Source organism: Pseudomonas sp. D1-1 (assembly GCF_051132225.1).
GTDB lineage: Bacteria > Pseudomonadota > Gammaproteobacteria > Pseudomonadales > Pseudomonadaceae > Aquipseudomonas.
On record NZ_CP071676.1, the window covers coordinates 261,100 to 285,389 of the forward strand.

At 61.2% G+C, this 24,290-nt stretch carries 25 protein-coding genes; 4 read left to right on the forward strand and 21 right to left on the reverse strand.

All coding sequences use genetic code 11. The features are described 5' to 3' along the window. Positions 1-10 precede the first annotated feature (10 nt). Positions 11-490, reverse strand: coding sequence for an RNA pyrophosphohydrolase (locus J3P86_RS01060; protein WP_003186867.1), 480 nt, complete (start codon positions 488-490; stop codon positions 11-13). Positions 491-633: 143 nt separating this feature from the next. Between J3P86_RS01060 and J3P86_RS01065 the strand changes: the two genes are divergently transcribed. Continuing rightward, positions 634-1,290 (forward strand): HAD family hydrolase, encoded by a 657-nt coding sequence (locus J3P86_RS01065; protein WP_434699254.1) that lies wholly within the window; start codon positions 634-636, stop codon positions 1,288-1,290. Positions 1,291-1,294: 4 nt separating this feature from the next. Here J3P86_RS01065 and J3P86_RS01070 read toward each other — a convergent pair whose 3' ends face one another. The 4 genes from J3P86_RS01070 to ilvA are packed head-to-tail and all read right to left on the reverse strand — an operon-like array spanning position 1,295 to position 4,997. Then, a complete protein-coding gene (locus tag J3P86_RS01070) occupies positions 1,295-1,762 on the reverse strand; it encodes a DUF2269 family protein (protein WP_434602486.1) in 468 nt (155 codons plus the stop codon). Continuing rightward, the gene (locus J3P86_RS01075; protein WP_434699255.1) at positions 1,759-3,015 is read right to left on the reverse strand and encodes an SDR family oxidoreductase; all 1,257 of its coding nucleotides are present in this window, start codon (positions 3,013-3,015) and stop codon (positions 1,759-1,761) included. Before J3P86_RS01075 ends, J3P86_RS01070 begins: the two co-directional genes overlap by 4 nt. A 15-nt stretch (positions 3,016-3,030) precedes the next feature. Then, positions 3,031-3,444, reverse strand: coding sequence for a DUF2269 family protein (locus tag J3P86_RS01080; protein ID WP_434626586.1), 414 nt, complete (start codon positions 3,442-3,444; stop codon positions 3,031-3,033). Positions 3,445-3,482: 38 nt separating this feature from the next. Then, positions 3,483-4,997, reverse strand: a complete 1,515-nt coding sequence (ilvA, locus tag J3P86_RS01085) for a threonine ammonia-lyase, biosynthetic (protein WP_305497561.1) — start codon at positions 4,995-4,997, stop codon at positions 3,483-3,485. Positions 4,998-5,177: 180 nt separating this feature from the next. Between ilvA and rpiA the strand changes: the two genes are divergently transcribed. Beyond that, positions 5,178-5,852, forward strand: coding sequence for a ribose-5-phosphate isomerase RpiA (gene rpiA, locus J3P86_RS01090; RefSeq protein WP_030140525.1), 675 nt, complete (start codon positions 5,178-5,180; stop codon positions 5,850-5,852). Between the two features lie 139 nt (positions 5,853-5,991). Here the strand turns inward: rpiA and J3P86_RS01095 are convergent, their stop codons facing one another. The 4 genes from J3P86_RS01095 to J3P86_RS01110 form a co-directional block, all read right to left on the reverse strand. Further along, on the reverse strand, positions 5,992-6,906 hold the full coding sequence (locus J3P86_RS01095; protein WP_434699256.1) for an SdiA-regulated domain-containing protein: 915 nt from the start codon (positions 6,904-6,906) through the stop codon (positions 5,992-5,994). Positions 6,907-7,024: 118 nt separating this feature from the next. Continuing rightward, a complete protein-coding gene (locus J3P86_RS01100) occupies positions 7,025-7,957 on the reverse strand; it encodes an SdiA-regulated domain-containing protein (protein ID WP_434602489.1) in 933 nt (310 codons plus the stop codon). Between the two features lie 226 nt (positions 7,958-8,183). Then, complete coding sequence (locus J3P86_RS01105) at positions 8,184-8,849, reverse strand: fumarylacetoacetate hydrolase family protein (RefSeq protein WP_305497557.1); 666 nt, start codon at positions 8,847-8,849, stop codon at positions 8,184-8,186. A 42-nt stretch (positions 8,850-8,891) separates the two neighbouring features. Beyond that, entirely contained in the window at positions 8,892-10,286 is a 1,395-nt protein-coding gene (locus tag J3P86_RS01110; protein ID WP_434699257.1) for an FAD-binding oxidoreductase, read from the reverse strand. Between the two features lie 204 nt (positions 10,287-10,490). On the opposite strand from J3P86_RS01110, the gene serA reads away from it, so the two are divergent. Further along, positions 10,491-11,720 (forward strand): phosphoglycerate dehydrogenase, encoded by a 1,230-nt coding sequence (gene serA, locus J3P86_RS01115; protein WP_039592617.1) that lies wholly within the window; start codon positions 10,491-10,493, stop codon positions 11,718-11,720. 192 nt (positions 11,721-11,912) lie between these two features. Here the strand turns inward: serA and J3P86_RS01120 are convergent, their stop codons facing one another. Further along, complete coding sequence (locus J3P86_RS01120; protein WP_434570387.1) at positions 11,913-12,338, reverse strand: DUF4399 domain-containing protein; 426 nt, start codon at positions 12,336-12,338, stop codon at positions 11,913-11,915. A 132-nt stretch (positions 12,339-12,470) separates the two neighbouring features. On the opposite strand from J3P86_RS01120, the gene J3P86_RS01125 reads away from it, so the two are divergent. Beyond that, positions 12,471-13,037: a transporter substrate-binding domain-containing protein gene (locus J3P86_RS01125; protein ID WP_434626581.1), complete on the forward strand. Its 567-nt coding sequence runs from the start codon at positions 12,471-12,473 to the stop codon at positions 13,035-13,037. Positions 13,038-13,197: 160 nt separating this feature from the next. Here J3P86_RS01125 and J3P86_RS01130 read toward each other — a convergent pair whose 3' ends face one another. From J3P86_RS01130 to tcyJ, 11 genes are all read right to left on the reverse strand, one after another. Then, on the reverse strand, positions 13,198-13,827 hold the full coding sequence (locus tag J3P86_RS01130) for a class I SAM-dependent methyltransferase (protein ID WP_434699258.1): 630 nt from the start codon (positions 13,825-13,827) through the stop codon (positions 13,198-13,200). Between the two features lie 94 nt (positions 13,828-13,921). Beyond that, positions 13,922-14,566 (reverse strand): methionine ABC transporter permease, encoded by a 645-nt coding sequence (locus tag J3P86_RS01135; protein ID WP_368556486.1) that lies wholly within the window; start codon positions 14,564-14,566, stop codon positions 13,922-13,924. Further along, complete coding sequence (locus J3P86_RS01140) at positions 14,556-15,680, reverse strand: methionine ABC transporter ATP-binding protein (RefSeq protein ID WP_434699259.1); 1,125 nt, start codon at positions 15,678-15,680, stop codon at positions 14,556-14,558. Before J3P86_RS01140 ends, J3P86_RS01135 begins: the two co-directional genes overlap by 11 nt. 1 nt (position 15,681) lies before the next feature. Beyond that, a complete protein-coding gene (locus tag J3P86_RS01145; protein WP_434699260.1) occupies positions 15,682-16,491 on the reverse strand; it encodes a MetQ/NlpA family ABC transporter substrate-binding protein in 810 nt (269 codons plus the stop codon). A 190-nt stretch (positions 16,492-16,681) separates the two neighbouring features. Then, positions 16,682-18,040 (reverse strand): LLM class flavin-dependent oxidoreductase, encoded by a 1,359-nt coding sequence (locus tag J3P86_RS01150; RefSeq protein ID WP_434699261.1) that lies wholly within the window; start codon positions 18,038-18,040, stop codon positions 16,682-16,684. Beyond that, a complete protein-coding gene (locus J3P86_RS01155; protein WP_434699262.1) occupies positions 18,040-19,233 on the reverse strand; it encodes an SfnB family sulfur acquisition oxidoreductase in 1,194 nt (397 codons plus the stop codon). The genes J3P86_RS01150 and J3P86_RS01155 overlap by 1 nt, the downstream gene beginning before the upstream one ends. Positions 19,234-19,256: 23 nt before the next feature. After that, positions 19,257-20,498 carry an SfnB family sulfur acquisition oxidoreductase gene (locus tag J3P86_RS01160; protein ID WP_434699263.1) on the reverse strand — a complete coding sequence of 414 codons (1,242 nt, stop codon included), beginning with the start codon at positions 20,496-20,498 and terminating at the stop codon, positions 19,257-19,259. A gap of 299 nt (positions 20,499-20,797) precedes the next feature. Further along, the gene (locus J3P86_RS01165; protein ID WP_434699264.1) at positions 20,798-21,547 is read right to left on the reverse strand and encodes a hypothetical protein; all 750 of its coding nucleotides are present in this window, start codon (positions 21,545-21,547) and stop codon (positions 20,798-20,800) included. A 475-nt stretch (positions 21,548-22,022) separates the two neighbouring features. Then, positions 22,023-22,781, reverse strand: coding sequence for an L-cystine ABC transporter ATP-binding protein TcyN (gene tcyN / locus J3P86_RS01170; RefSeq protein ID WP_305497545.1), 759 nt, complete (start codon positions 22,779-22,781; stop codon positions 22,023-22,025). Between the two features lie 3 nt (positions 22,782-22,784). Beyond that, positions 22,785-23,450: a cystine ABC transporter permease gene (tcyL, locus tag J3P86_RS01175; RefSeq protein ID WP_434699265.1), complete on the reverse strand. Its 666-nt coding sequence runs from the start codon at positions 23,448-23,450 to the stop codon at positions 22,785-22,787. After that, on the reverse strand, positions 23,450-24,250 hold the full coding sequence (gene tcyJ, locus J3P86_RS01180; protein ID WP_434626571.1) for a cystine ABC transporter substrate-binding protein: 801 nt from the start codon (positions 24,248-24,250) through the stop codon (positions 23,450-23,452). The genes tcyL and tcyJ overlap by 1 nt, the downstream gene beginning before the upstream one ends. Positions 24,251-24,290: the final 40 nt, after the last annotated feature.

Consider the following 24,290-nt stretch of genomic DNA (forward strand, 5'->3'; position numbering starts at 1 on the left):
AACTCCGTCGTCAGTCGCGCGTCAGCAGGCGCGGGGCAAGCTCTTTGAGAGCGCGTCGATACACCTCGCGCTTGAATGTCACCACCTGGCCCAACGGATACCAATAACTGACCCAGCGCCAGCCATCGAATTCCGGTTTACCGGTCAAATCCATCCGCACCCGCTGCTCGTTGGAGATCAGGCGCAGGAGAAACCATTTCTGCTTCTGGCCGATACACAGCGGTTGGCTGTGCGTGCGGACCAGGCGTTGCGGCAAACGATAACGCAACCAGCCTCGGGTGCAGGCGAGTATTTCGACATCCTCTCGCTCCAGCCCCACTTCTTCGTTCAACTCGCGGTACAAAGCCTCTTCCGGCGTCTCCTGGGGGTTGATCCCTCCCTGTGGAAACTGCCAGGCGTCTTGATTGATACGGCGAGCCCATAGCACCTGTCCGGCATCATTCGTAAGAATGATCCCCACATTGGGACGGAAACCATCGGGATCGATCACGGCAACAACCTCGCAAACGCATGTCGCCGCATTGTTCCACAAAGGTTGTGAAAGCAGCAACGAGGCTGCCCACCTTATGTGCACTCTTGTGAAAAGTCCGTATTCTGGGCGCCTTTCTCAAGAAATTTCAGCGAGTAACTGCAATGCGGCTGGCTTTATTCGACTTGGACAACACGCTGCTGGGCGGCGACAGCGATCACGCCTGGGGCGATTACCTCTGCGAGCGCGGGTTTCTGGATGCCGTCACCTACAAGGCGCGCAACGATGAGTTTTACCAGGACTACCTGGCCGGCAAGCTGGACAACGCCGCGTACCTGAATTTCTGCCTGGAAATCCTCGGCCGTACCGAGATGGAGGTGCTGGCGCAGTGGCATCTCGAATACATGCGCGACTGCATCGAGCCGATCGTGCTGCCCCAAGCCATCGAGCTGCTGAAAAAACACCGTGATGCCGGCGACAAGCTGGTGATCATCACCGCCACCAACCGCTTCGTCACCGCGCCGATTGCCGAGCGTCTGGGCGTCGAAACCCTGATCGCCACCGAGTGCGAAATGATTGACGGTCGCTACAGTGGGCGCAGCACCGACATCCCCTGTTTCCGCGAGGGCAAGGTGACCCGGCTGAATCGCTGGCTGGAAGAAACCGGGTATTCGCTGGACGACAGCTACTTCTATAGCGACTCGATGAACGACTTGCCGCTGTTGGAAGCAGTGACGCACCCGGTGGCGGTGGATCCGGATTCGAACCTGCGGGCCGAGGCCGAGAAACGCGGCTGGCCGGTGATCAGCCTGCGCGATTGACCTGTCACGCAGGCTTGGCCACCATCAGGTAGAAGATCACCATGAACGCGAGGAACGCCGGCCAGCCCAGCGCAAACCACCAGCGCATGTAGGTGCTGGCCTTGAGCGGCATGGGCGTGCCGTCCTGCAAGGCTTGCTCGGCCATTTTGTGCACGCGGATCTGCAACCAGACCACCGGCAGCCAGCAAGCGCCCGCCAGGCAATAAAGGCCGATGCTCCACATCAACCAGCTCTGTTGCAGTGGCCAGCCGGCCACATGCATCAGGGCCAGGCCGCTCAGCGGCTGGAACACGGCGGTGGTGGCCGTGAACGCCCAATCGGCGAAGACCAGATGCTTGAAGGTGACGGCAATGACTTCAAGCTTGCCGCTGCGCCAGGCCCGCAGCGCGTAGTAGGCGGACCCCGCGCCCAAGCCGAAGAGGATGGTCGAGGACAGGATGTGCAGGGTTTTCAGCAGCACGTAAATGCTCATCGGCGCGGTTCAGTCCAAAGCAGCCATAAAGTCGCGACTATCAGCACCAGGTTCTTGGCGACAGCCGCATAAGGGTCAAACCAATAGTGCGGTAGGATAAAACTGATGCACAGCGTGTAGCCGAGCATCAATCCCAACTGCAACCGCAATGCCTGGCGGCGCCAGCGCTTGAATAGCATGCCCACGCCCAGCGCGCCGTCACACAGCGCGCCGGCGATTACCGCAAGCTTCGCCCAGGCGCCGTGGACACCGGCTTCGGCCATGATACGCAAGCCCCAATCGTAGCCGGGGCCGAGGCAGACGATGGCGGTACCCAGCCAGATGATCGCCAGTACCGCGAGCATCAGCGGGCGGATCGCTCTGAGGCTGCTCTGGGCTGGGCTGGGCCAATCCTGCAAGCGGGTTTGTACGGGGGCGGCGTAATACCCGCAGATTGACGCGAGTGCCGCGGGGTCGGCCAGATTGTCCCGTTGTGCCAAGGCCAGGCTTTGCCTGTTCAATGCCCGCCAGCCGAACCGATCCCCAAGCCGGCTACCCGGTTCAGTCAACAGCGCAGGGGCCTTGATGTAGCGGGCCGGCGCCCAACCTTGGGCGGCGCGCAGATGATCGATGAGTCGGGCCAGCGTCATCGGCTCCGGTCCTACCAGCGGCAACACCACCGACTCGTTCGGCCATTGCCGCAGCAGGGCGAGCACCGCGCCCACCAGGTCATCGACATGTACGGGCTGGATGCGCGCTTGAAGATTCAGCAAGGGAATCAACGGCCACGGCGAAAGGCCTTCCATCCAGCAGCTGCTCGCGCCGCCTGGTCCCACCACCAACGAGGGCCGCAGCACCACCGATACGCTGTCCAGCGTGCAAAGATATTCGTCGGCCAAGCCTTTGCTCGCCAGGAACGGCACGTCGGATTGGGCACTCGCGCCCAGCGCGGAAATCTGCAGGATCCGGACGCCGCGGCGCGCGGCCTGGTCGAACAACGCTCGCGCGCCCCGATCCTGGACCAGGCTCAGCGCCTCGGTGTCGACGCTGAGCAGGCCGGCCGCGTTGATCAGCAATTCGACGTCCAGGGGCAAGGCAAAGTGTTCAGGGTCGCCTGCCAGTACACCGAGATCCAGCTGCCGCCATTCAACCCCAGGCCAACCTGGCGCCTGAGGTTCACGGCTGGTTGCGATGATCGAGTGGCCAGCGCTGTGCAACGCTCGCAGCAGATGGCGCCCGATAAAACCGCCGCCTCCCACCAGTAGGATCTTCATGCCCGTCCCTGTCGCTTAAATCGGCTTGGCACCCATCAGCGCGGCGATGGACAGGAAGCCGACGCCACCGATGATCGCCAATGCCAGGGTAAACCTGCTGCTGCCGCCGCTGCCCAAGCGCAGACGATTGAGCCTTGCCAGCAGCCAGAAAACGCAGAGCGTCGCCACCGTGTAGATCACGCTGGAGCCCAACAGCCAGCTTTGCCCCAACGGCCAGCCCACCAGGTGAACCAGCCACCAGCCGGTGAACGGCATGCTCAGCATGCAGACCAGCATCACGCACCAGGCCAACAGCCAGGGACGCCGCAGCGTGCTGGCCGGTCCCTCGCTGCGTTTACGCCAGGCCAGGACGGCAAGGACTACACCGCATGCCAGCAGCAGGACCGTGGCCGCGACGTGCAGGACTTTCAAGGTCAGCAGAGTTTCCATGGGATTTCCTTAAGGCCGATGTCCTTCAGCGTAGCCCTTCAACCAAGAAACAGCTGATAGGCCGGGTTATCGCTTTCATCCCAATACGGATAGCCGATTTCTTCCAGGGCGGCCGGTACCAGGTGGCGTTCATCGTGAGGCACTTGCAGCCCGGCGACCACGCGACCATCCGCCGCGCCATGGTTGCGGTAGTGGAACATCGAGATATTCCAACGCCCGCCCAGCTTGTTGAGGAAGTTGAACAACGCGCCCGGACGCTCCGGGAACTCGAAACGCAGCACCACTTCGTCGATGACGTGGGCGGCGTGTCCGCCGACCATGTGGCGGATGTGCAGCTTGGCCAGCTCGTTGTCGGTCAAGTCCAGCACCGGAAAGCCTTGCTCGGTCAGGCTGGCGATCAACTTGCTGCGCGGATCGTTTTCCGGATGCGTCTGTACGCCGACGAAAATGTGCGCTTCGCTGCCGGTGTTGTAGCGGTAGTTGAATTCGGTGATCTGGCGTTTGCCGATGGCTTCGCAGAAGGCCTTGAAGCTGCCCGGCTGCTCGGGAATGGTCACGGCGATGATCGCCTCGCGCCCTTCGCCCAGCTCGGCGCGTTCGGCCACATGGCGCAGGCGATCGAAGTTGACGTTGGCGCCGGAATCGATGGCCACCAGGGTCTGACCGCTGATGCCCCGCGATTCGACGTACTTCTTGATCCCGGCCACGCCCAAGGCGCCGGCCGGCTCGGTGATCGAGCGGGTATCGTCGTAGATATCCTTTATAGCTGCGCAGATCTCGTCGGTGCTGACGGTGATCACTTCATCCACGTAGTGCTTGCAGATATCAAAGGTGTGCTGGCCGATCTGCGCCACGGCCACGCCGTCGGCGAACAGGCCGACGGTCGGCAATACCACGCGCTCACCGGCGGCCAGGGCCGCTTGCAGGCAATTGGAGTCATCCGGCTCGACGCCAATGATCCGGATCTCGGGGCGCAGGTATTTCACGTAGGCCGCGATGCCGGCAATCAGCCCGCCACCGCCCACCGGGACGAATATCGCATCGAGGCGCCCGGGGTGCTGGCGGAGGATCTCCATCGCCACGGTGCCCTGCCCGGCGATGGTATGAGGGTCGTCATAGGGATGGATATAGACGTAGCCCTTTTCGTCGACCAGCTTCAGCGAATACGCCAGCGCCTCGGGGAACGAGTCGCCATGCAACACCACTTTGCCGCCGCGGGAGCGTACGCCTTCGACCTTGATTTCCGGGGTGGTCTTGGGCATGACGATGGTGGCTTTGACGCCCAGCACCTTGGCTGCCAGCGCCAGGCCCTGGGCGTGGTTGCCGGCCGAGGCCGTGACTACGCCACGGGCGCGCTCTTCGTCGCTGAGTTGGGTCAGCTTGTTGTAGGCCCCGCGAATCTTGAACGAGAACACCGGCTGCAGGTCTTCACGCTTGAGCCAGACGTCATTGCCCAGCCGCTCGGAGAGCTGGCGGGCGGTCTGCAGCGGGGTTTCAACGGCAACGTCATAAACGCGCGAGGTGAGGATCTTCTTGACGTACTGTTCGAGCATCGGAAAGCATCACTGAGCGGGTTGGGCAGGGCCAGCGAGTCTAACCCGGCTTTTGGCCGGGCGACCACACGAATTAAGGCACCTGCCACACTGGATCTGTGCCAAACAGGCAATGACCAAGGCGGCTCCGACGCCTATAATGCCGGCCTTTCGTTCCCTCTCGGCACCCTCGGAGCCCGCATGACCCAGGATCAACTCAAACAGGCCGTGGCCCAGGCCGCCGTCGACCTCATCCTCCCGAAGCTGGATGACAAGAGCATCGTCGGGGTCGGCACCGGCTCGACCGCCAATTGCTTTATCGACGCGCTGGCGCAGCACAAGGGTGCGTTCGATGGCGCGGTCGCCAGCTCCGAAGCCACCGCCGCGCGCCTCAAGGGCCACGGGATCCCGGTGTACGAGCTCAACACCGTGAGCGACCTGGAGTTCTACATCGACGGCGCCGATGAAAGCGATGCGCACCTGAACCTGATCAAGGGCGGTGGCGCTGCATTGACCCGCGAGAAGATTGTCGCGGCAGTCGCCAAGACCTTCATCTGCATCGCCGACGCCAGCAAGCTGGTGCCGGTACTCGGCGCCTTCCCGCTGCCGGTGGAAGTTATCCCCATGGCCCGCAGCCACGTCGCCCGTCAGTTGGTGAAACTGGGCGGCGATCCGGTGTATCGCGAAGGTGTGCTGACCGACAACGGCAACATCATCCTGGATGTCCACAACCTGCAGATCACCAACCCGGTTGAGCTGGAAAGCCAGATCAACGCCATTGTCGGCGTGGTCACCAACGGCTTGTTCGCCGCGCGTCCGGCGGATGTGCTGTTGCTGGGGACTGCTGAAGGGGTGAAGACGCTGCGGGCTGAATAACCCGGCGGAGAGTTATTGGTTCACACCGGACCCTGTGGGAGCGAGCTTGCTCGCGATGACGAAGGCACATTCGACATCCATGCAAGCTGACCCACCGCTATCGCGAGCAAGCTCGCTCCCACATGGGGTCTATGCGAGCTCAAGGCTGCTGCTTCTTGAACACGTAAAACAGATTCGGCTCACTCACCACATACAGGTTGCCATCGTCATCCATGGCCAGGCCTTCAGCCTGGGGGACGGTTTTCTGCAGGCCGTTGCGGCCCTTGCTCAACGACAGCGTGCTCAACGGACGGCCGTTGATATCCAGCTCGATGATCAACCGCGACTCGTCGGACAGCGCCATCAGGTGACCGCTGCGCTCATCGTATTGCAGGCTTGAAAGGTCGCGCACAAAGAGCCCGGCGTCACGCTTGGGATTGTTGACGACGTGCACCGCATAGGATTTTTCCGGGTTGTGGTGGGGAAACCCGTGGACCTCGTAGATCAGCATCGGGTCGCGCTCCTTCGCCACGAATAGCCGCTTGCCCAGGGAGTCGTAGGCCAGCCCTTCGAAACCCTTGTTGCTGCTCATGTGCACGCCGAGCGAGATCTGCTCGGCTTCGGCCGCGTCCAGGAACCGGGTGTCGTCGTCCAGATGGATCTTGATCAGCCGTTGTTGGCGCTCATCGGTGATGACATAGATATTCTCGCTGATGAATTCCACCGCTTCCGAATCACCAAACCCGACCAGGGCTATGCGCCGCAAGATCTTGCCGTCCAGCGACAGCTCGATCAGCTCGGGATTCTTGTTGGTCACGGTGAACAGGGTCTTGCGGATCGGATCGAAGGTCAGCGCCGAAACGTCATCGTCCAACCCTTCGATCACCTGCGCCTCAAGCGCGACCTGGTACTGATCCAGTGCGATTGCCTGCTCGTTGACGGGGTGCCACAGGCTGCTCATGTTGAACCAGGCTCGTTCGAACAGGCGCAGGTACTGGCCCGCCGCGATCAGGGCGATCAGCACGATGGCCAGCAACAGCAGGAACAGTGGCTTGGGACGGACAAGTCGACGCATGTAGGAGGGCTCGGATAAAAACAGGTGGTTGGAAATACCACGACTGCCTGAACTGAAGCTTAATGGCCGCGTGCCACATCCTACACGATGGTGGGAAATGTCTTACAAAGTCGCGCTGTCAGTGCTGTTTTTCGAAACGGTAGAACAGGTTCGGTTCACTGACGATGTAGAGAGTGCCGGCTTCATCGACAGTGACGCCTTCGGCGCGAGGGATCGTGTCCTTCAGGCCGTTGAAGCCGCCGAGCAGGGTCATGAAGCTGACCTGATCGCCTGCTTCGTCCAGTTCCAGCAATAAATGGGAGTCGGCCGATAGCACCAGCGTGTGGCCGGTGCGCGGGTCTACGGCCAGGGCGGACAGGTTGCGCAGGTCGAGTTCGTTGCTGACATGGATCTGCTTGTCGCCCTTGAGCAACTGGCTCCCGTCGCTTTTCCAGGTGAACAATGCCGGTGGGCGCTCTTCGCCAAGGATCAGTTGCTGATTCTTCGGGTCCCAGACGATGGCTTCGAAGCCCTTGTTCTGGTTCTTCGACGTGCCCAGGTCATATTGGGGGAAGTCCTTGATGTTCAGCTCGCGGGTATTGGCGTCGACCTGGACGATCGATAGCGTGTGCTTGCGTTCATCGGTGATGGCCAGCAGGCCGTTTTCCATGAAAGCCACGCCTTCAGGGTTGCCCCAGCCCACCAGCGGCATCTTGCGCAATACGTCACCCTGCAGGTTCAGCTCCACCAGGAACGGATTTTTGCCCATCACCGCGAACAGGGTCTTGGTCTGTGGGCTATAGGTCAGGTCGGACGCTTCGTCGTCTTCCATTCCCGGGAGCGCCTTGGCGTCAATGACAGCGTGGTAATCAGGCAGCCAGATGCTTTCCCGACGCTCGGCCTGGCTCTGGAAGCGCTCCGACACCCAAAGCAGGCCCCGGTCGTCCCAATGCATGGCGAATGCCAGGCCATAAGCGCTGGCGCCCGCGATCAGCAGCCAGACATACCAGGGCAGGGCGAAGCGAGAGCGACGGGATGCTTTGGGGGTGGGCAGTGCTTGGGTCTTGGCCATCAGGGGACACGTTCCAGGAAATTCGGCTAGGGGCTGGCTGGCTCAGATGCCGCATTGCCCGGAATTATCCGGATGGCATGTGAAAAAAACGGTAAATGCGCAGTTGCCTTTCATACCCTGTGGGAGCGAGCCTGCTCGCGAAAGCGGTATATCAGTCGACATTAACCTGTCGGACAGATCGCCATCGCGAGCAGGCTCGCTCCCACAGTGAGGTAAGGTGTCGTGTTTAACGAACACTGCTCTCGAAGCGGCTCGCGCCCGGCAGTTCCAGCACCAGCTCGTCACCGACGTTCAACGGCCCGACGCCGGCCGGCGTGCCGGTCAGGATCACGTCGCCGGCTTGCAGCGAGAAACAGCCGGCCATGTACTGGATCATCGGCACGATGGGGTTGAGCATCAGGCTGCTGTTGCCGTCCTGGCGCACTTCGCCATTGATGACCAGGCGAACGGGGATGTCGGTCAGGTCGGCGAAGGTGTCCTTCGAGACGAACGGGGCGATCACCGCCGCGCCGTCGAAAGACTTGGCGACTTCCCAGGGCAGCCCCTTGCCCTTGAGCTCGGCCTGCTTGTCCCGCAGGGTCAGGTCCAGGGCCGGAGCGAAGCCGGAGATCGCGTCCAGCACTTCCTCAGCGCTGGGCCGGGTGGACAGCGGCTTGCCGATCAGCACGGCGATTTCCGCCTCGTAATGCACCGACCCGCGGTCGGTGGGAATGCTGAAACCGCCTTCCAGCGGCACCACGCAGCTGCCTGGCTTGATGAACAGCAACGGCTCGGTGGGCACCGGATTATCCAGTTCCTTTGCATGCTCGGCATAGTTGCGGCCAATGCACACCACTTTCCCGATCGGGAAATGAATACGCGTACCGTCGACATACTGGTGCTGATAGCTCATAACCGACTCCTGCCTTTGGATTTTCATCAGGTGTTTATAAGGTCAAACCGCGAAGATCTTGCCCGGATTCATGACGCCGTTGGGGTCGAAGACTGCCTTTACCGCTTTCATGTACTCGATCTCCACCGGCGAGCGACTGTAGGTCAGATAGTCGCGTTTGGTCATGCCCACGCCGTGCTCGGCGGAAATCGAGCCGTTGTACTTCTCGACGGTCTCGAACACCCATTTGTTCACCGTCGCGCACTTGGCGAAGAACTCATCCTTGCTCAGGTTTTCCGGCTTGAGGATGTTCAGGTGCAGGTTGCCGTCGCCGATGTGGCCGAACCAGACGATTTCGAAGTCCGGGTAGTGTTCGCCGACAATTGCATCGATTTCCCGCAAGAATGCCGGAACCTTCGAGACGGTTACCGAGATGTCGTTCTTGTACGGCGTCCAGTGCGAGATGGTTTCGGAGATGTACTCGCGCAATTTCCACAGGTTCTGCAACTGGGTTTCGCTCTGGCTCATCACGCCGTCCAGCACCCAGCCTTGTTCGACGCAGTGCTCAAAGGTTTCCAGCGCGTGGTTGGCGACTTCTTCGGTGGTGGCCTCGAATTCCAGCACGGCGTAGAACGGGCAGTCGGTCTCGAACGGCGCCGGCACGTCGCCGCGACCGAGGACCTTGGCCAGGGCCTTGTCTGAGAAAAATTCGAATGCGGTCAGGTCAAGTTTGCCCTGGAAGGCATGCAGCACCGGCATGATCGAATCGAAATCCGGCGTGCCGAGCACCATCGCGGTGAGGTTTTTCGGTGCCCGATCCAGGCGCATGGTGGCCTCGACCACGAAGCCAAGCGTGCCCTCCGCGCCGATGAACAGCTGGCGCAAATCGTAGCCGGTGGCGTTCTTGATCAGGTCCTTGTTCAGCTCCAGCACGTCGCCCTTGCCGGTGACGACTTTCATGCCCGCCACCCAATTGCGCGTCATGCCGTAGCGAATGACTTTGATCCCGCCGGCATTGGTGCCGATATTGCCGCCAATCTGGCTGGAACCGGCCGAAGCAAAATCCACCGGGTAGTACAGGCCATGTTCCTCGGCCTTGTTCTGCAGTTGTTCGGTGACCACGCCCGGCTGGCACACGGCGGTGCGGTCGGTCAGGTTCACGTCGAGAATCTGGTTCATGTAGTCGAAGGACACCACGACTTCGCCATTGGCCGCCACGGCCGCGGCGGACAGCCCGGTACGTCCGCCCGAGGGGACCAGCGCGACCTTGTGCGCATTGGCCCAGCGCACGATGGCCTGGACCTGTTCGATGGTCTTGGGAAAGACGATGGCCACCGGCGCCGGAGCGAAATGCTTGGTCCAATCCTTGCCGTAAGCATTCAGGGAGTCGGCATCGGTCAGGACCTTGCCAGGCTCAACCAGGGTCTTCAGCTCATCTATCACGGCAGGATTGGTCATCGACAGAACTCTCGAACAATTCATGGTCATCCTGAGAACGCTTCACGTCGCAGGAATGGGTGTTTGCGGGGGGCATATGCTAGCATACCGACCCCGCAGCGTAGTGCCCAACGGCTGTTCTGCGGCGACGGCTGTCATGCCGGTCGGGCCGGCCCAGGCTGCCCGATTCCCTGCCATTTTTCTCCGGGACACAGGTTTACGCAGATGAGCAAGACTTCTCTCGATAAGAGCAAGATCAAGTTCCTTCTTCTCGAAGGCGTCCACCAATCGGCTGTCGACGTCCTCAAGTCGGCGGGCTACACCAGCATCGAGTACATCACCAGCTCTCTGCCGGAAGCCCAGCTCAAGGAAAAGATCGCCGATGCTCACTTCATCGGTATTCGCTCCCGTACTCAACTGACCGAAGAGATCTTCGACCACGCCAAGAAGCTGGTCGCGGTCGGCTGCTTCTGCATCGGCACCAATCAGGTTGACCTCAACGCGGCCCGTGAGCGCGGTATCGCGGTGTTCAACGCGCCGTACTCCAACACCCGTTCCGTTGCCGAGCTGGTGCTGGCCGAGGCGATCCTGCTGCTGCGCGGCATCCCCGAGAAAAACGCTTCCTGCCACCGTGGCGGCTGGATCAAGAGCGCGGCCAACTCCTTCGAAATCCGGGGCAAGAAGCTGGGTATCGTCGGCTACGGCTCGATCGGCACCCAGTTGTCGGTACTCGCCGAGGGCCTTGGCATGCAGGTGTTCTTCTATGACACCGTGACCAAGCTGCCACTGGGCAACGCCACCCAGGTCAACGACCTGCACGAATTGTTGGGCATGTCCGACATCGTCACCCTGCACGTACCGGAAACCCCGGCCACCCAGTGGATGATCGGCGAGAAGGAAATCCGTGCCATCAAGAAAGGCGGGATCCTGATCAACGCCGCGCGTGGCACCGTGGTCAAGCTCGACGCCCTGGCCGAAGCGATCAAGGACAAGCACCTGATCGGCGCTGCCATCGACGTGTTCCCGGTAGAGCCGCGCTCCAACGACGACATCTTCGAGAGCCCGCTGCGTGGCCTGGACAACGTGATCCTGACACCGCACATCGGCGGGTCCACCGCTGAAGCCCAGGCCAACATCGGTCTGGAAGTGGCGGAGAAACTGGTCAAGTACAGCGACAACGGTACTTCGGTATCGTCGGTGAACTTCCCAGAAGTGGCCTTGCCCGCTCACCCTGGCAAGCACCGCCTGCTGCACATCCACGAGAACATCCCGGGTGTGATGAGCGAGATCAACAAGGTCTTCGCGGAAAACGGCATCAACATTTCCGGCCAGTTCCTGCAGACCAACGAGAAGGTCGGCTACGTCGTGATCGACGTCGATGCCGAATACTCGGACCTGGCGCAGGAGAAGCTGCAGCACATCAACGGCACCATTCGTTGCCGCGTGTTGTTCTAAGCAGGCTGGACTTGCAATAAAAAACGGGAGCCCCGCAGGGGGCTCCCGTTTTTTTATCTGGCACAACCTGGAAACCCTGTGGGAGCGAGCCTGCTCGCGAAGGCGTAATATCAGCCAATACAAATATGTCTGACAGACCGCTTTCGCGAGCAGGCTCGCTCCCACAAGAGATGCTGCGTTTTCAAGCCGGTGTTACTTCACATTCACTGTGATTTTCTCGGACACGATAGACGGGTCGAACGGCATATGGCCGCTGTCGCCCAGGATCAATTGCAAGGTGTGCTTGCCCGGGGCCAGTTTGATGGTGGCCTCGGTTTGTGCCTTGCCGAAGTGCATGTGGTGGGCGTCGGTCGGAATCGGCGCGCCTTCCTTCGGCACGTCGTCCACATCGATCAGCAAATGGTGATGGCCAGTGTTCTTGGTCACATCGCCCGCCGGAGCCAGGGCGATATCCTTGACGCCGAACTTGACCTTGAATTCCTGGCTGACGGTGGCGCCATCTTCCGGGGAAACGATGAACACTTCTGCACCCTTGGGGGCCGGGGTCGCCGCTGTTGCCAGCATCGAGGTGCCCAACAACAGGCCAGCCAACGCGGCACGAGACATAAAGCTTTTCATTTTTTTCTCCAGTTTTTCGATGAAATCCGCTGAGTCATGACAACTTCATGAACAATCGTTGTCGAAGCCTGCAACAACCATAGCAAAGCGAGCCTGAGACGAGCGTCGCTTGTATAAATTCTAGGAGTGACCATGCGTTTCCTGCCTGGCCTGATCTGCCTGCTACCCCTTTTGAGCCCTTTGGCCCATGCCGAATTGATCGACGATATCAACGACCGGGGCGAGTTGCGCATCGCTCTTGAGGCCAACGCGGCGCCCTTCAACTTCAAGGAAGACGGCAAACTCACCGGCTTCGAAGTGGAGCTGGGCGAAATGCTCGCGAGCGAGCTCGATGTACGGGCCGATTTCGTTGTCACCGATGCCGAGGATTTGTTGGCCGGTGTGGAAACCGGCAAATACGACGTCGCCATCAATCACATAGCACTGACCCCGGAACTGGCGGATCGTTTCGATACCAGTACCCCCTACAGCCAACCCGATGCGCAGTTGCTGGCGAGCAAGGACGAGTCGCAACGTCCGCTGGTCATGGCGCAGTCGTTCCAGGCGCAGGAAAAGAAAGGCCCGCCGCCCAGCCTGGTGATTCCGTTCCAGAAGGACAACCCGGCGTTCAAGGCCAGCCTGGACAATGCCCTGGCGCGGATCAAGGAGGATGGGCGGCTGGAGCAGTTGTCGCAGAAGTGGTTGAAACAGCCGGAGTGAAGCTTCCAGGCGATGAGGCCAAGCCTTCAAGCTTCATTGACTATTGGAGCGCTATCGCGAGCAAGCTCGCTCCCACATTGGAATTGCGCTGCTCACAGATCATGAGTTCACAACTGATCGAATGTGGGAGCGAGCTTGCTCGCGATGGCGTCCTCAAGTCCTAAGCAGGTTTACGCCACACGCTCGCCAACCAAGGCTGCTGTTCCCGTGGCAGCCCCGCTGGCCGGTAATAATGCTCCAGCTCCACAAAACCTGCCGCGCCCAGCAGCCTGCGCCAGGCGTCGAGGTCGTGGTAGGCGCCGAAGCGCTGGCCGTTCCAGCCTTCCTGGTTTTCGCCCCGTGGATTGGAACTGAACAGGACGCCTCCAGCCTTTAGCGTGGCGTGCAGTTGCCTGAGCACGCGGGGCAGTTCCTGGACTGGAATATGAAACAGCACCGCGTTGGCAAAAATCCCATCAAAGCGTCCATCCGGCAGGTCGAGTTTCAGGAAGTCCTGTTGCCACACCTCGCACCCGCTGTCCTGGCGGGCCATCCGGGCGAATTCTTCGGAACCGTCCAGGCCGACCGCGACATGGCCCATGCCGGTAAACGTACGCAAATCCCGCCCCGGACCGCAGCCGAAGTCGAGAATATGAAACGGCGCCTGGCCCCGGATGTGGCGCAGCAACGCATCGATGTTCTGGCTGACATCATGATCGCGGGTGCCTTCGCGAAAATTCTCGGCCACGGCGTTGTAATGACCCAGGGTCGTGGCGGTGATGACGTGCAGGTCTTCGGCAGTGTGTTTCATGATCGCGGGCTTTGCTGGGGAGTGTCTGACGACTATACCGCAAGCCCGCCGGCCGCCAATCGCGAGCAGGCTCGCTCCCACAATGAGTCGCGCTTCAGCGTTTGTTCAGGCCGCGCGCCAGACGATCGCCCCCCAACTGGATCACCGCGACCAGCGCCACCAGCAGCACGATCACCGTGAGCATGATCTGGCTGTCGAACCGCTGGTAGCCGTAACGGTAGGCGATGTCACCCAGGCCACCGGCGCCGATCGCCCCGGCCATGGCCGAGGAATTGATCATGGTCACCAAAGTGATGGTAAAGCCGCCGACGATGCCTGGCAGCGCCTCGGGCAGCAATACGTGCCAGACGATATGCCAGCGCCGGCAACCCATGGCCTGGGCCGCTTCGATCAGGCCGTGGTCGACTTCCCGCAGGCTGACTTCGGCGATGCGGGCAAAAAACGGCGTCGCGGCGATGGTCAGCGGCACCACCGCAGCCCACACGCCGTAGGTCGTGCCGACAATCAGCCGGGTGAACGGAATCAGCGCCACCATCAGGATCAGGAACGGGATCGAGCGAAACAGGTTCACGAACGCGCCCAAGGCACGGTTCAGCGCCGGCGCCTCGTAAATGCCGCCCTTGCCGCTGGTGACCAGGATAACCGCCAGCGGAATGCCCGCCAGCAACGCGATCAATGACGACACACCGACCATCAGGAACGTGTCGATGAAGCCCTGCAATAAGCGATCAAGCCACATAACCCAGCACCTCCACCTGTTGCGCCCATGCACCTGCCCGCTGACGCAACTCCTCGGCGCCCAGTGAGGAGCCGCTCACGGCCAGCAGTAATTGTCCCAGCCCATGTCCCTGGATCCGTTCGATGCCGCCGTGCAACAGTCGCACCCGGCCACCGAGGGCGCCGAACAGGGCCGCGAGGTCCGGTTCGTCGCGGGCGGTACCGGTGAATTGCAGGCGCAGCACCGTGGCGGCGTCCGCCGAGGCCGGTTGCGGCTGCAAACGGTTCTGCAGTTCTTCAGGCAGCGCGTGCTGCAACGGCGCCAGCAGCGTCCGGCTGACCTCATGTTGCGGGTTGCCGAAGACTTCCCAGACCGGCCCCTGCTCAACGATCCGCCCTTGTTCCAGCACCACTACCCGGTCGCAGACTTCGCGGATCACCGCCATCTCGTGGGTAATCAGCACGATCGTCAGGCCCAGCCGCTGGTTGATCTCCCGCAGCAGGCGGAGGATCGACTGAGTGGTCTCCGGATCCAGCGCCGAAGTGGCCTCGTCACACAGCAGGATCTGCGGGTCGTGGACCAGCGCCCGGGCGATGCCGACCCGCTGCTTCTGCCCGCCTGAGAGTTGTGCCGGATAGGCTTTGTGCTTGCCATCCAGACCCACCAGTTCGAGCAGCTCGCGGACCTTGCGCTGGCGTTGCTCCTTGGGCACCCCGGCGACTTTCAACGGCAGCTCGACGTTCTGCCAGACGGTCTTGGCCGACATCAGGTTGAAATGCTGGAAGATCATGCCGATGCGCCGGCGCAGCTCGACCAGGCGATCCTCATCGAACTCGCCGATGTCCACCTGATCGATCAGCACCCGACCGCTGGTGGGTTGCTCGAGGCGGTTGATGGTGCGAATCAGTGATGACTTGCCGGCGCCGCTGCGGCCGATGATGCCGAACACCTCGCCGCGCTGGATCGCCAGGTCGATGCCGTGCAGCGCGTTCACCGGCCCTTGGGCGCCCAGGTAGGTTTTGCCCAGGCCGACAAAACGCACGTGGGCCCGGTTGAGCTGTGGGTGCAGCTCGGTGCTTTCGGCGCTTCGGCGCGTGGGCGTTTGCTGTTCAAGCAAAGCGTTGACGGCATTCATATCAGCTTTCCCAGCCGGCTTGATAGAGCTTGCCATGGGCCTTGTCCAAGGCTGCGCGCACGGCCGGGGAGTGCTGATAGATATCGACGAACTTGATCAGCCGCGGGTCGCTTTTGCTCTTGGGCTGGATCACGAACTGGATGACGTATTCCTTGTGATCGAGGCCGTCGAACAGCAACGCGGACGTCGCGTCGAAGGTATTCGCCAGGCGGATATAGGCCGGGTAGCCCTGCACCAGATCGGCGTCTTCATAGGCGCGCACCAGTTGCACGGCTTCGACCTGCAGGATCTTGATCTTCTTCGGGTTGGCGACAATGTCGTCTTCGGTGGCCTTGTAGCCGACGCCCGGCTTGAGCTGGATCAGCCCGGCCTTGGCCAGCAGTTGCAAGCCGCGACCGCTGTTGATCGGGTCGTTGGCAATGGCGACGCTCGCGCCTTCGGGCAGCTCGTCGAAGCTTTTGTATTTTTTCGAGTAGAGGCCAACGTTGTTGATGATGCCCGGCGCGAACGGCACCAGGTCGAACCCAGCGGCGGCCTTGGCGTTTTCCAGGAAGGGAATGTGCTGGAAATAATTCACGTCAATGTCACCCGAAGCGAGGCTGACGTTAGGCGCGATCCAGTCACTGAATTCCACCAGCTCGACCTTCAAGCCTTGTTTGCCGGCCTCTTCGACAGCGACCTCCAGAGGAATGGCGAAGGCGGCGGTGGTGCCGATTTTCAAAGGGGCGTCGGCGGCGAACAGCGCTGAGCTGAACAGGCCGAGGGCCAGGGCCAGTGCTTTGACTGGCAGGGTCAGGAGTTGCTTGGTCATGTCGGTTGTTCCAGTCATTTTGGGTAAAGAGGTTTTTGTGGCGAGGGGATTTATCCCCGCTGGGCTGTGAAGCAGCCCCAAAGCCAGTGCCATCTGCCTGATACACCGCAGCTTCAGATTTCAGGGCCGCTTCGCGCCCCAGCGGGGATAAATCCCCTCGCCACAGGTTGGTCAGGTCTGCTGCACGGGGTCATCGCCGGTAGTTCGAGCCAGTGTGTTGGCCGGGTAGTCTCGCTTGCGCGTGAAACAGCTTCTCCCGCAACGTCCCCCCGCCGTATTCGGTCTTGTACGACCCGCGGCGCTGCAGCTCGGGAATCACCAGGTCGATGAAATCCACGTAGCTTTGTGGCGTGACGATGCGGGTCAGGTTGAAGCCGTCGAGGCCGGTCTCGGCGATCCACGATTCCAGCTCGTCGGCGACCTGTTCGGGCGAGCCGACAACGGTGATGTAGCGACCGCCCAAGGCGTGTTGCTCCAGAAGCTTGCGTCGGGTCCAGTCGTTGTTCTGCAAGGTCTTGGTCGCGGACTGGATGGCGTTGCTCTTCACGTACTGGATCGGTTCGTCCAGTTCGTACTCGGAAAAATCGATGCCCGTCGACGCGGAGAAATGCGCCACGCCGGCCTCGGCGCTGGCATACCCCAGGTACTCGGCATGCTTGGCCCAGGCCGCTGCTTCGGTCTCGCCGACAATCACGTTCAGGCCCATGAACACCTTGATGTCCTCGGCATTGCGTCCGGCCGCGACGGCGCTGGCGCGGACCTTGTCCACCTGGGCCCTGGTCGCCGGCTTGTTCTGGCCGCTGATGAACACGCACTCGGCATGGCGCCCGGCGAACAGCAGGCCGCGCTCGGAGCTGCCGGCCTGGAACAGCACCGGTGTGCGTTGGGGCGATGGCTCGCAGAGGTGATAACCCTCGACCTGATAAAACTCGCCCTGGTGCCTGACCTTGTGCACTTTTTCTGGCTGGGCGTAGATCCGTTGCTGGCGATCGTTGAGCACCGCGTCGTCTTCCCAGCTGCCCTCCCAGAGTTTATAGAGCACCTCCAGGTACTCGTCGGCCTGGTCATAACGGCGGTCGTGCTCGACCTGCGCGCCAAGGCCCATGGCTTTCGCGGCGCTGTCCAGGTAACCGGTGACAATGTTCCAGCCAACCCGGCCACGGCTCAGGTGATCCAGCGTGCTCATGCGTCGGGCGAACAGGTACGGCGGCTCATAGGTGAGGTTGGCGGTGAGGCCGAAGCCGAGGTTGCGGGTGACGGCAGCCATTGCCGAGACCAGCAGCAATGGGTCGTTGACCGGCAGCTGGATCGACTCTTTCAGCGTGACCTCCACCGATTGCTGGTAAACGTCATATACCCCGACGATATCGGCAATGAACAACCCGTCGAACAGACCGCGCTCCAGCAGCTGGGCCAGACCGGTCCAGTATTCGAGCGTGTTGTACTGGGTCGAGATGTCCTGCGGGTGCGTCCACAAGCCGTGGTTGATATGGCCGATGCAGTTCATGTTGAACGCGTTGAGGAGGATTTTTTTCTTGCCGAGGGCCATCAGATGGTCCCTCGCAACGGTGGTTTTTCGTCGTTGAGGTAGAAATTGCCGACCGCGTGATATTTCCAGCGCACCGGGTCATGCAGCGTATGCACCCGGGCGTTGCGCCAGTGACGATCCAGGCCATGTTCGGCCAGGGTCGCCTGGCTGCCGGCCAGTTCGAACAGCGTGCTGCCGGCGGCCAGGGAGATTTCGGTGCTGATGGCCCGGGCTTCGGCCACGGCAATCGAGGCCGCCGCCACCGTTTCGGCGTTGCTGTCGGCCTGGGCGCGGTCGAGGAATTCGCCGGCGCGCTCCAGCAAGGCTTCGGCGGCGTGCAGGCGTACGCCCAGGTGACCGAAGCTCTTGAGCGTATGCGGATCCTGGGTGGCGACATCGCTGATGGCGTCGATCCACGGCCGGGTTTTGCTGCGGACAAAATGCAACGCATCTTCATAGGCGGCGCGGGCAATGCCAGTGTCGATGGCGGCATGGAGAATCTGCGCCAACGGGCCCACCGGAGTAGGGCGTTCGAAGGCGCTCTGGAACGGCACGACGTCTTCGGCGGCGACATGCACGGCTTCGAACACTACCGAGCCGCTGCCCGTGGTGCGCTGGCCGAAACCGCTCCAGTCGTCGATAACCGTCAGGCCCTGGCTGCTGCGCGGAACGAACGCCAACTGCTGCACGCCGTTCTCGTCCACCACCGAAGTAGGGATGCGCTGGGCATAGATCGCCCCGGTGGCGTAAAACTTGCGGCCGTTGATGCGGTACCCGTCGCCATCGCGAAGCAGTTGGGTGGTGCGCTCGTGAGCAGTCCTGGTTCCCAGCTCCGCCAGGGCGTTGCCGAACCGCTGACCGCCCAGCACTTCGGCATACAGCCGTTGCTTCTGGGCTTCGCTACCGTTTACCCGCAGCACTTCCAGGGCGTAGTAATGGTTCTGGGGGATTTGCCCGAGCGAGCCATCGGCCTGGGCGATCAGCGCCACGACCTTCGCCAGCGTGACGTTGGAAACGCCGGCGCCGCCGTAGGCCTTGGGCACGCTGATGCCCCACAGGCCGGAGCGGGTGAAGGCTTCCAGCTCCGGGTGCGGCAGGCGCCGTTCGCGATCGCGCAGGGCGCTGTCGCGCTTGAAGTCATCGGCCAGGTCGCTGGCGACGATGAGGGCTTGTTCATCGCTGGTGATCACCGCGACGTGTTGGGAAAGCGTCATGTGCTGCTCCAGTGGTCGGGTCGTCAGATCCAGGAATGTCGGGCGGGCAAGGTCCCGTTCAGGTGGTAGTCGCCGATTGCGTGGTATTTCCAGCGCACCGGGTCGTGCAGGGTGTGGACCCGCGCGTTGCGCCAGTGGCGGTCGAGGTTGAACTCGGCAAGGGTGGCGCGGCTGCCGGCCAGCTCGAAGAGTTTTTCGCTGGCTTGCAGGGCGATTTCGGTGGTCAGCACCTTGGCTTCGGCGACGGCTATCGAAGCGCGGGCGGCGGACTGTGCCGTGATCGGCGCGGCGTTGACCTGGTCCAGTACATGCCCCGCCTTGCGCAACAGAGCCTCGGCGGCATGCAGTTCGATTTTCAGCTTGCCGACGTCGGCGATCACGTACAGATCGTCGCTGGCCCGCTCGACCTTGGCATCGATCCATGGCCGGGCGCGTTCGCGAACGAAGGCGATAGCGTCATCGATAGCGCCGCGGGCGATGCCCAGGTCAATCGCCGCCTGGATCAGCTGCGAGAAGGCGCCTTGCACGTTTGGCGCTTCGTTGATGCGCCAGTTGTCCAGGACCAGTTCGGCGTCGACCCGCACATTGTTCAGCAGCACGGTGCCGCTGGCCGTGGTGCGCTGGCCGAAGCCCGACCAGTCGTCGACGATGCGCAGGCCCGGGGTGCCGCGCCGGACGAACGCCAGCACCTGGCGACCTTCGTCATTCAATGCCTTCACGGCGACCCAGTGGGCGAACAGGGCGCCGGTGGAGTAGAACTTCTGTCCATTGATGACGAAGCCATCGCCATCGGCGGTGATCCGCGTCTTGAGGGCCAGGGTGTTGCGGGTGCCGCGCTCCGGCCCGGCGTTGCCGATGCGCCAGCCTTCGAGCACGCTCTGGAGGAGAATTTTCTTTTGCCGTTCGGTGCCCGTGGCGAGAATCAGCTGGAGCACGCCGAACTGGTTCTGCGGAATCTGCCCGAGGGCCGGATCGGCTGCGGAAATGATCGCGAACACTTCGGCGATGGTAACTGAAGAGACTTGCGGCCCGCCGTACCCACGAGGAACGGCAATGCTGCCAAGCCCGCTGCGGGTGAATTGCTCGATTTCAGCCCAGGGCAGCTTGCGCTGCTGATCGCGGCGTGCGGCCTGCTGGCGAGCAGCCTGTGCGAGTTCATGCGCGGCCTTGATTGCCTCGGCATCGGTGCGCAGCACCTGTGCCGGCAATAACAATGGAGCGACATCCAGGTCGCTATGGACCTTTGCTTGCGCCAGATCGGACATTACAGCCACTCCTTGGCTGCGTGCAGTGCCTTGGCGCCCTGCACTGGGGCGTTTGTGTTCCGTACCATACCCACCTCACATCTCAAGAAAACACCGCGATGAATGCGGTGGCGAAAATCAAGAATGTCCGGTGGTCCGGTCGATATACCCTAAACGCGTATAAAATGTTTTTGAACTATCTTTTAGGAATATCGATAGGCTGGATTTAAATTCATGGAGCCCGCATGGGCGAAACGGCTCTTGTGGTGAGGGAGCAGACATCCCTGCCACAAAAACCGATTACTTTTTGACGGCGCGCTTCAACGGCCATAAACGAGGTTTTGGACGGGCCTCTTCAGATTCGCATTCGCGCAACCGATCTTCAATGTCCGTGGCGGTGCCCAATGGGAGGTGTTGCCTACACGATCAAGGATGCAATAGGTCACTTCCAGGCGCAGGTCTTCGCCGGCTTCGGTGATTATTTCCGGTGGCACCCAGACATGGATCGGCTGGCCCACCTCGCAAGGTTTGATCCGAGGCAGGTCCATGCGTACGTCGCCCCAGCGCACGGTGATCGCATCGTCGGCGGCCATGTTCAGGTAGGGCTCGATGGTCAGCGGTACGCCACGCTTGATCTGATTCGGATTGACGCCTTGGCGACGGATGGCCTGGGGGATACGCACCGGTGCCAGGCTCTGGTTTTCATCGCCGATCAAGGTCGAGGGCCGACCTCCGGGGCAGTCGAGTTTGACTTGCACCCGTTGCGGGGCTGACAGCGCCGGCCCACGCCCGACCCGCATGACGCGATAATGGATGCATGACGTCCCGTTGACGACGAAGCTTTCCGGTATCCGCAACGTGATGCCGCCATGGGTATCCGCCTCGGATACCTGGCGGGAGCCGACGTAGCAGTTATCCCAGAACAGTTCGACCAGATCGCCCGCGTCCATGCCGGAATAAGGTGTGATGAGCACTTCCAGCCGAGCGGCACTGGTGATGTTGATACCGGTAGGCAGGGTATTGGCCAGCGCGGGCGCGGCCAGTTCGAGGATCGGTGACGTACATGTCATGGTGTTCTCCTTGGTGTCCATATCGAGCTGTTTCATAAAGGTCAAAGGCACGGATAAACGCGGCATTGTTTATTGCGTTGCAATAAAATCATGAACTTTCAGTGCGGGACTGAGGGGAATTAAAATAATGCGCGTCGCCTGTTGGCTTCTAGATAAGGGTTGGGCAGTTACAGTGTCAATAGAAGGGCGGGATTAATGCTTGATTGGCCAACTCTTCAGAAGTTTCCTACGCGGTGCAGTTAGTATTACTTGCTGTCAGACGCCACTTTCCTTGCCCCGGCGTCTGTCGTATTGCTTACGGTAGCTGAAGGCGCGAGACAACGGGCGAGGGGTCCGACATAAGTGTTACGCCAGGTATACGCATGTCGTGCTGACAAGTTTCTCAACTGAGGGCGGGGCTGTAAGTTGTTTCGTAGCGGTCAAGAGTATGACATCCGAGTTATCCACTTCCTTCCATGGAAGTGTGCCGGATAACTTATTGCGCGGCGTGTGCGGAGAGGAACTTGCTGAGGAATTGTCGAGTACGCTCTTCTTTAGGGGCCGCGAACAAAGCCTTGGCTTCCCCTTGCTCGACGATCACACCTTTATCGAAGAACACCACGCGATTGGCCACGTCCCGGGCGAAGCCCATTTCATGGGTGACGATCACCATGGTGCGTTTTTCTTCGGCCAGGCCGCGAATGGTCGCCAGTACTTCGCCCACCAGCTCGGGGTCGAGTGCCGAGGTCGGCTCGTCGAACAGGATCACCGCCGGCTCCATCGCGAGCGCCCGGGCAATTGCCACGCGCTGCTGCTGGCCGCCGGACAGGCGCCGTGGGTAGGCGTCCTCCTTGCCGGCCAGCCCGACCTTGGCCAGGAGCTTGCGGCCCAGGGCTTCGGCTTCGGCACGGGGAATTTTTTTCACCACCTGGGGACCTTCGGTGACATTTTCCAATGCGGTGCGATGGGGAAACAGGTTGAAATTCTGGAATACGAACCCTACCTGCTGACGCAAACGCCTGACCAGGCCCTGTTGCTGGTTCAGCGGGCGGCTGCCATCGATCTCGATGTCGCCGACCTTGATCCGGCCACTGCTGGGTTCTTCGAGGAAGTTCAGGCAGCGCAGGAAGGTGGTCTTGCCCGAGCCGCTGGGGCCGATGATCGCTACCACTTCGCCTTCCTCGATCTTCAGGTCGATGCCGTTGAGCACTACCTGACCCTTGAACTGCTTTGTCAGTTTTTCCACGACAATCATCGGTCAGGACTCCTGGTCATGCCGATTGACCCGGGCTTCCAAGACGTTCTGCAAGTGCGAAAGCACGGTGGCAAGAACCCAATAGATCAGCGCGGCGGCAAGGTACATGGTGAAGATTTCGAAGGTTCTGGCGGTGATCAGCTGCGCTTGGCGGAACAGCTCCGGTACCTGGATGGTCGCCGCCAATGCAGTGTCCTTGACCAGGGAGATGAAGCTGTTGCCCAACGGTGGCAGGGCTGTGCGTGCGGCTTGCGGCAGGATGGCCCGACGCAGGGTCTGCGCGCGGGTCATGCCGATACTGGCCGCCGCTTCCCACTGGCCGCGTTCGATGGAGCTGATCGCGGCCCGCAGGATTTCGCAGGCGTAGGCCGCCATGTTCAGCGAAAAACCGATCAGTGCCGCCGGCAGTGGGTCCAGCTCGATGCCCAGTTGCGGCAAGCCGTAATAGATCACGAACAACTGCACCAGCAACGGCGTGCCGCGAAAGAACGACACGTAGATGCGGGCGATCCAGTTCACCGGTTTGAAGCGCGACAAACGCATCAGCGCCAGGCCAAACCCGAGCAGCAAGCCGAAGAACATGCCGCCCAGGCTGAGGATGACCGTGTAATACGCGCCCTTGAGCAAAAAGGGCGTGGAGTCCAGCGCGAGTTGAAGAGCTGCTTCCATTATTGAGTGACGTCAGCGCTGAAGTATTTTTCCGAGAGCTTTTTCAGCGTGCCGTCGGCGCGCAGTTTTTCGATGGCTTTGTTCACGGCTGCCAGCAGCTCGGGCTCGCCTTTGCGCAGGGCAATGCCAGACTCCTGGCGAGAAAAGGCTTCGCTGGTGACGGTGGTGTCCTTGGCTTTCTTGGCGTATTCCAGCGCGGCCAGGCGGTCAATCAGAATGGTATCGATGCGGCCGACACGCAGGTCCTGGAACTTGGTTGGATCATCGTCGTAGGTCTTGACCTGGGCGCCCGGTACTTCTGCCTTGACCCACTGCTCATAGTTGGTGCCCAGGCCCACGCCGACTTTTTTGCCGTCCAGGTCAGCGGCCTTCTTGATGTTCAGTTCGTCGGCTTTTTTGCTCAGTACCAGCGCCTGGATCCCGGAAACAGTGTACGGCTCGGAGAAGTCGTACTTTTTCTTGCGCTCTTCGGAGATGGTCACCTGGTTCACCACGGCGTCAAGACGCTTGGATTCCAGGGCGGCGAGGATACCGGCCCATGGGGTCGTCTGCAGCTTGACCTTGACCCCCAGTTCCTTGGCCAGGGCTTCGGAAAATTCCACTTCGAAGCCAGTCAGTTTGCCGCTGTCATCAACAAAACTGAACGGTGGATAAGTGCCTTCCAGGCCGATCTTGATCTCACCAGCGTCCTTGATTTTTTGCAGCTGCTCACCGGCAACCGCTTGCCCCATCAGCCCGGCGCTCAATGCCAGGCCCAGCGAACCCACCAGCAGGTTGCGACGTAATGCGGAAAAATTCATGACAAGCCCCTGTATTTTTATGATGACGTTTATCTGGAAG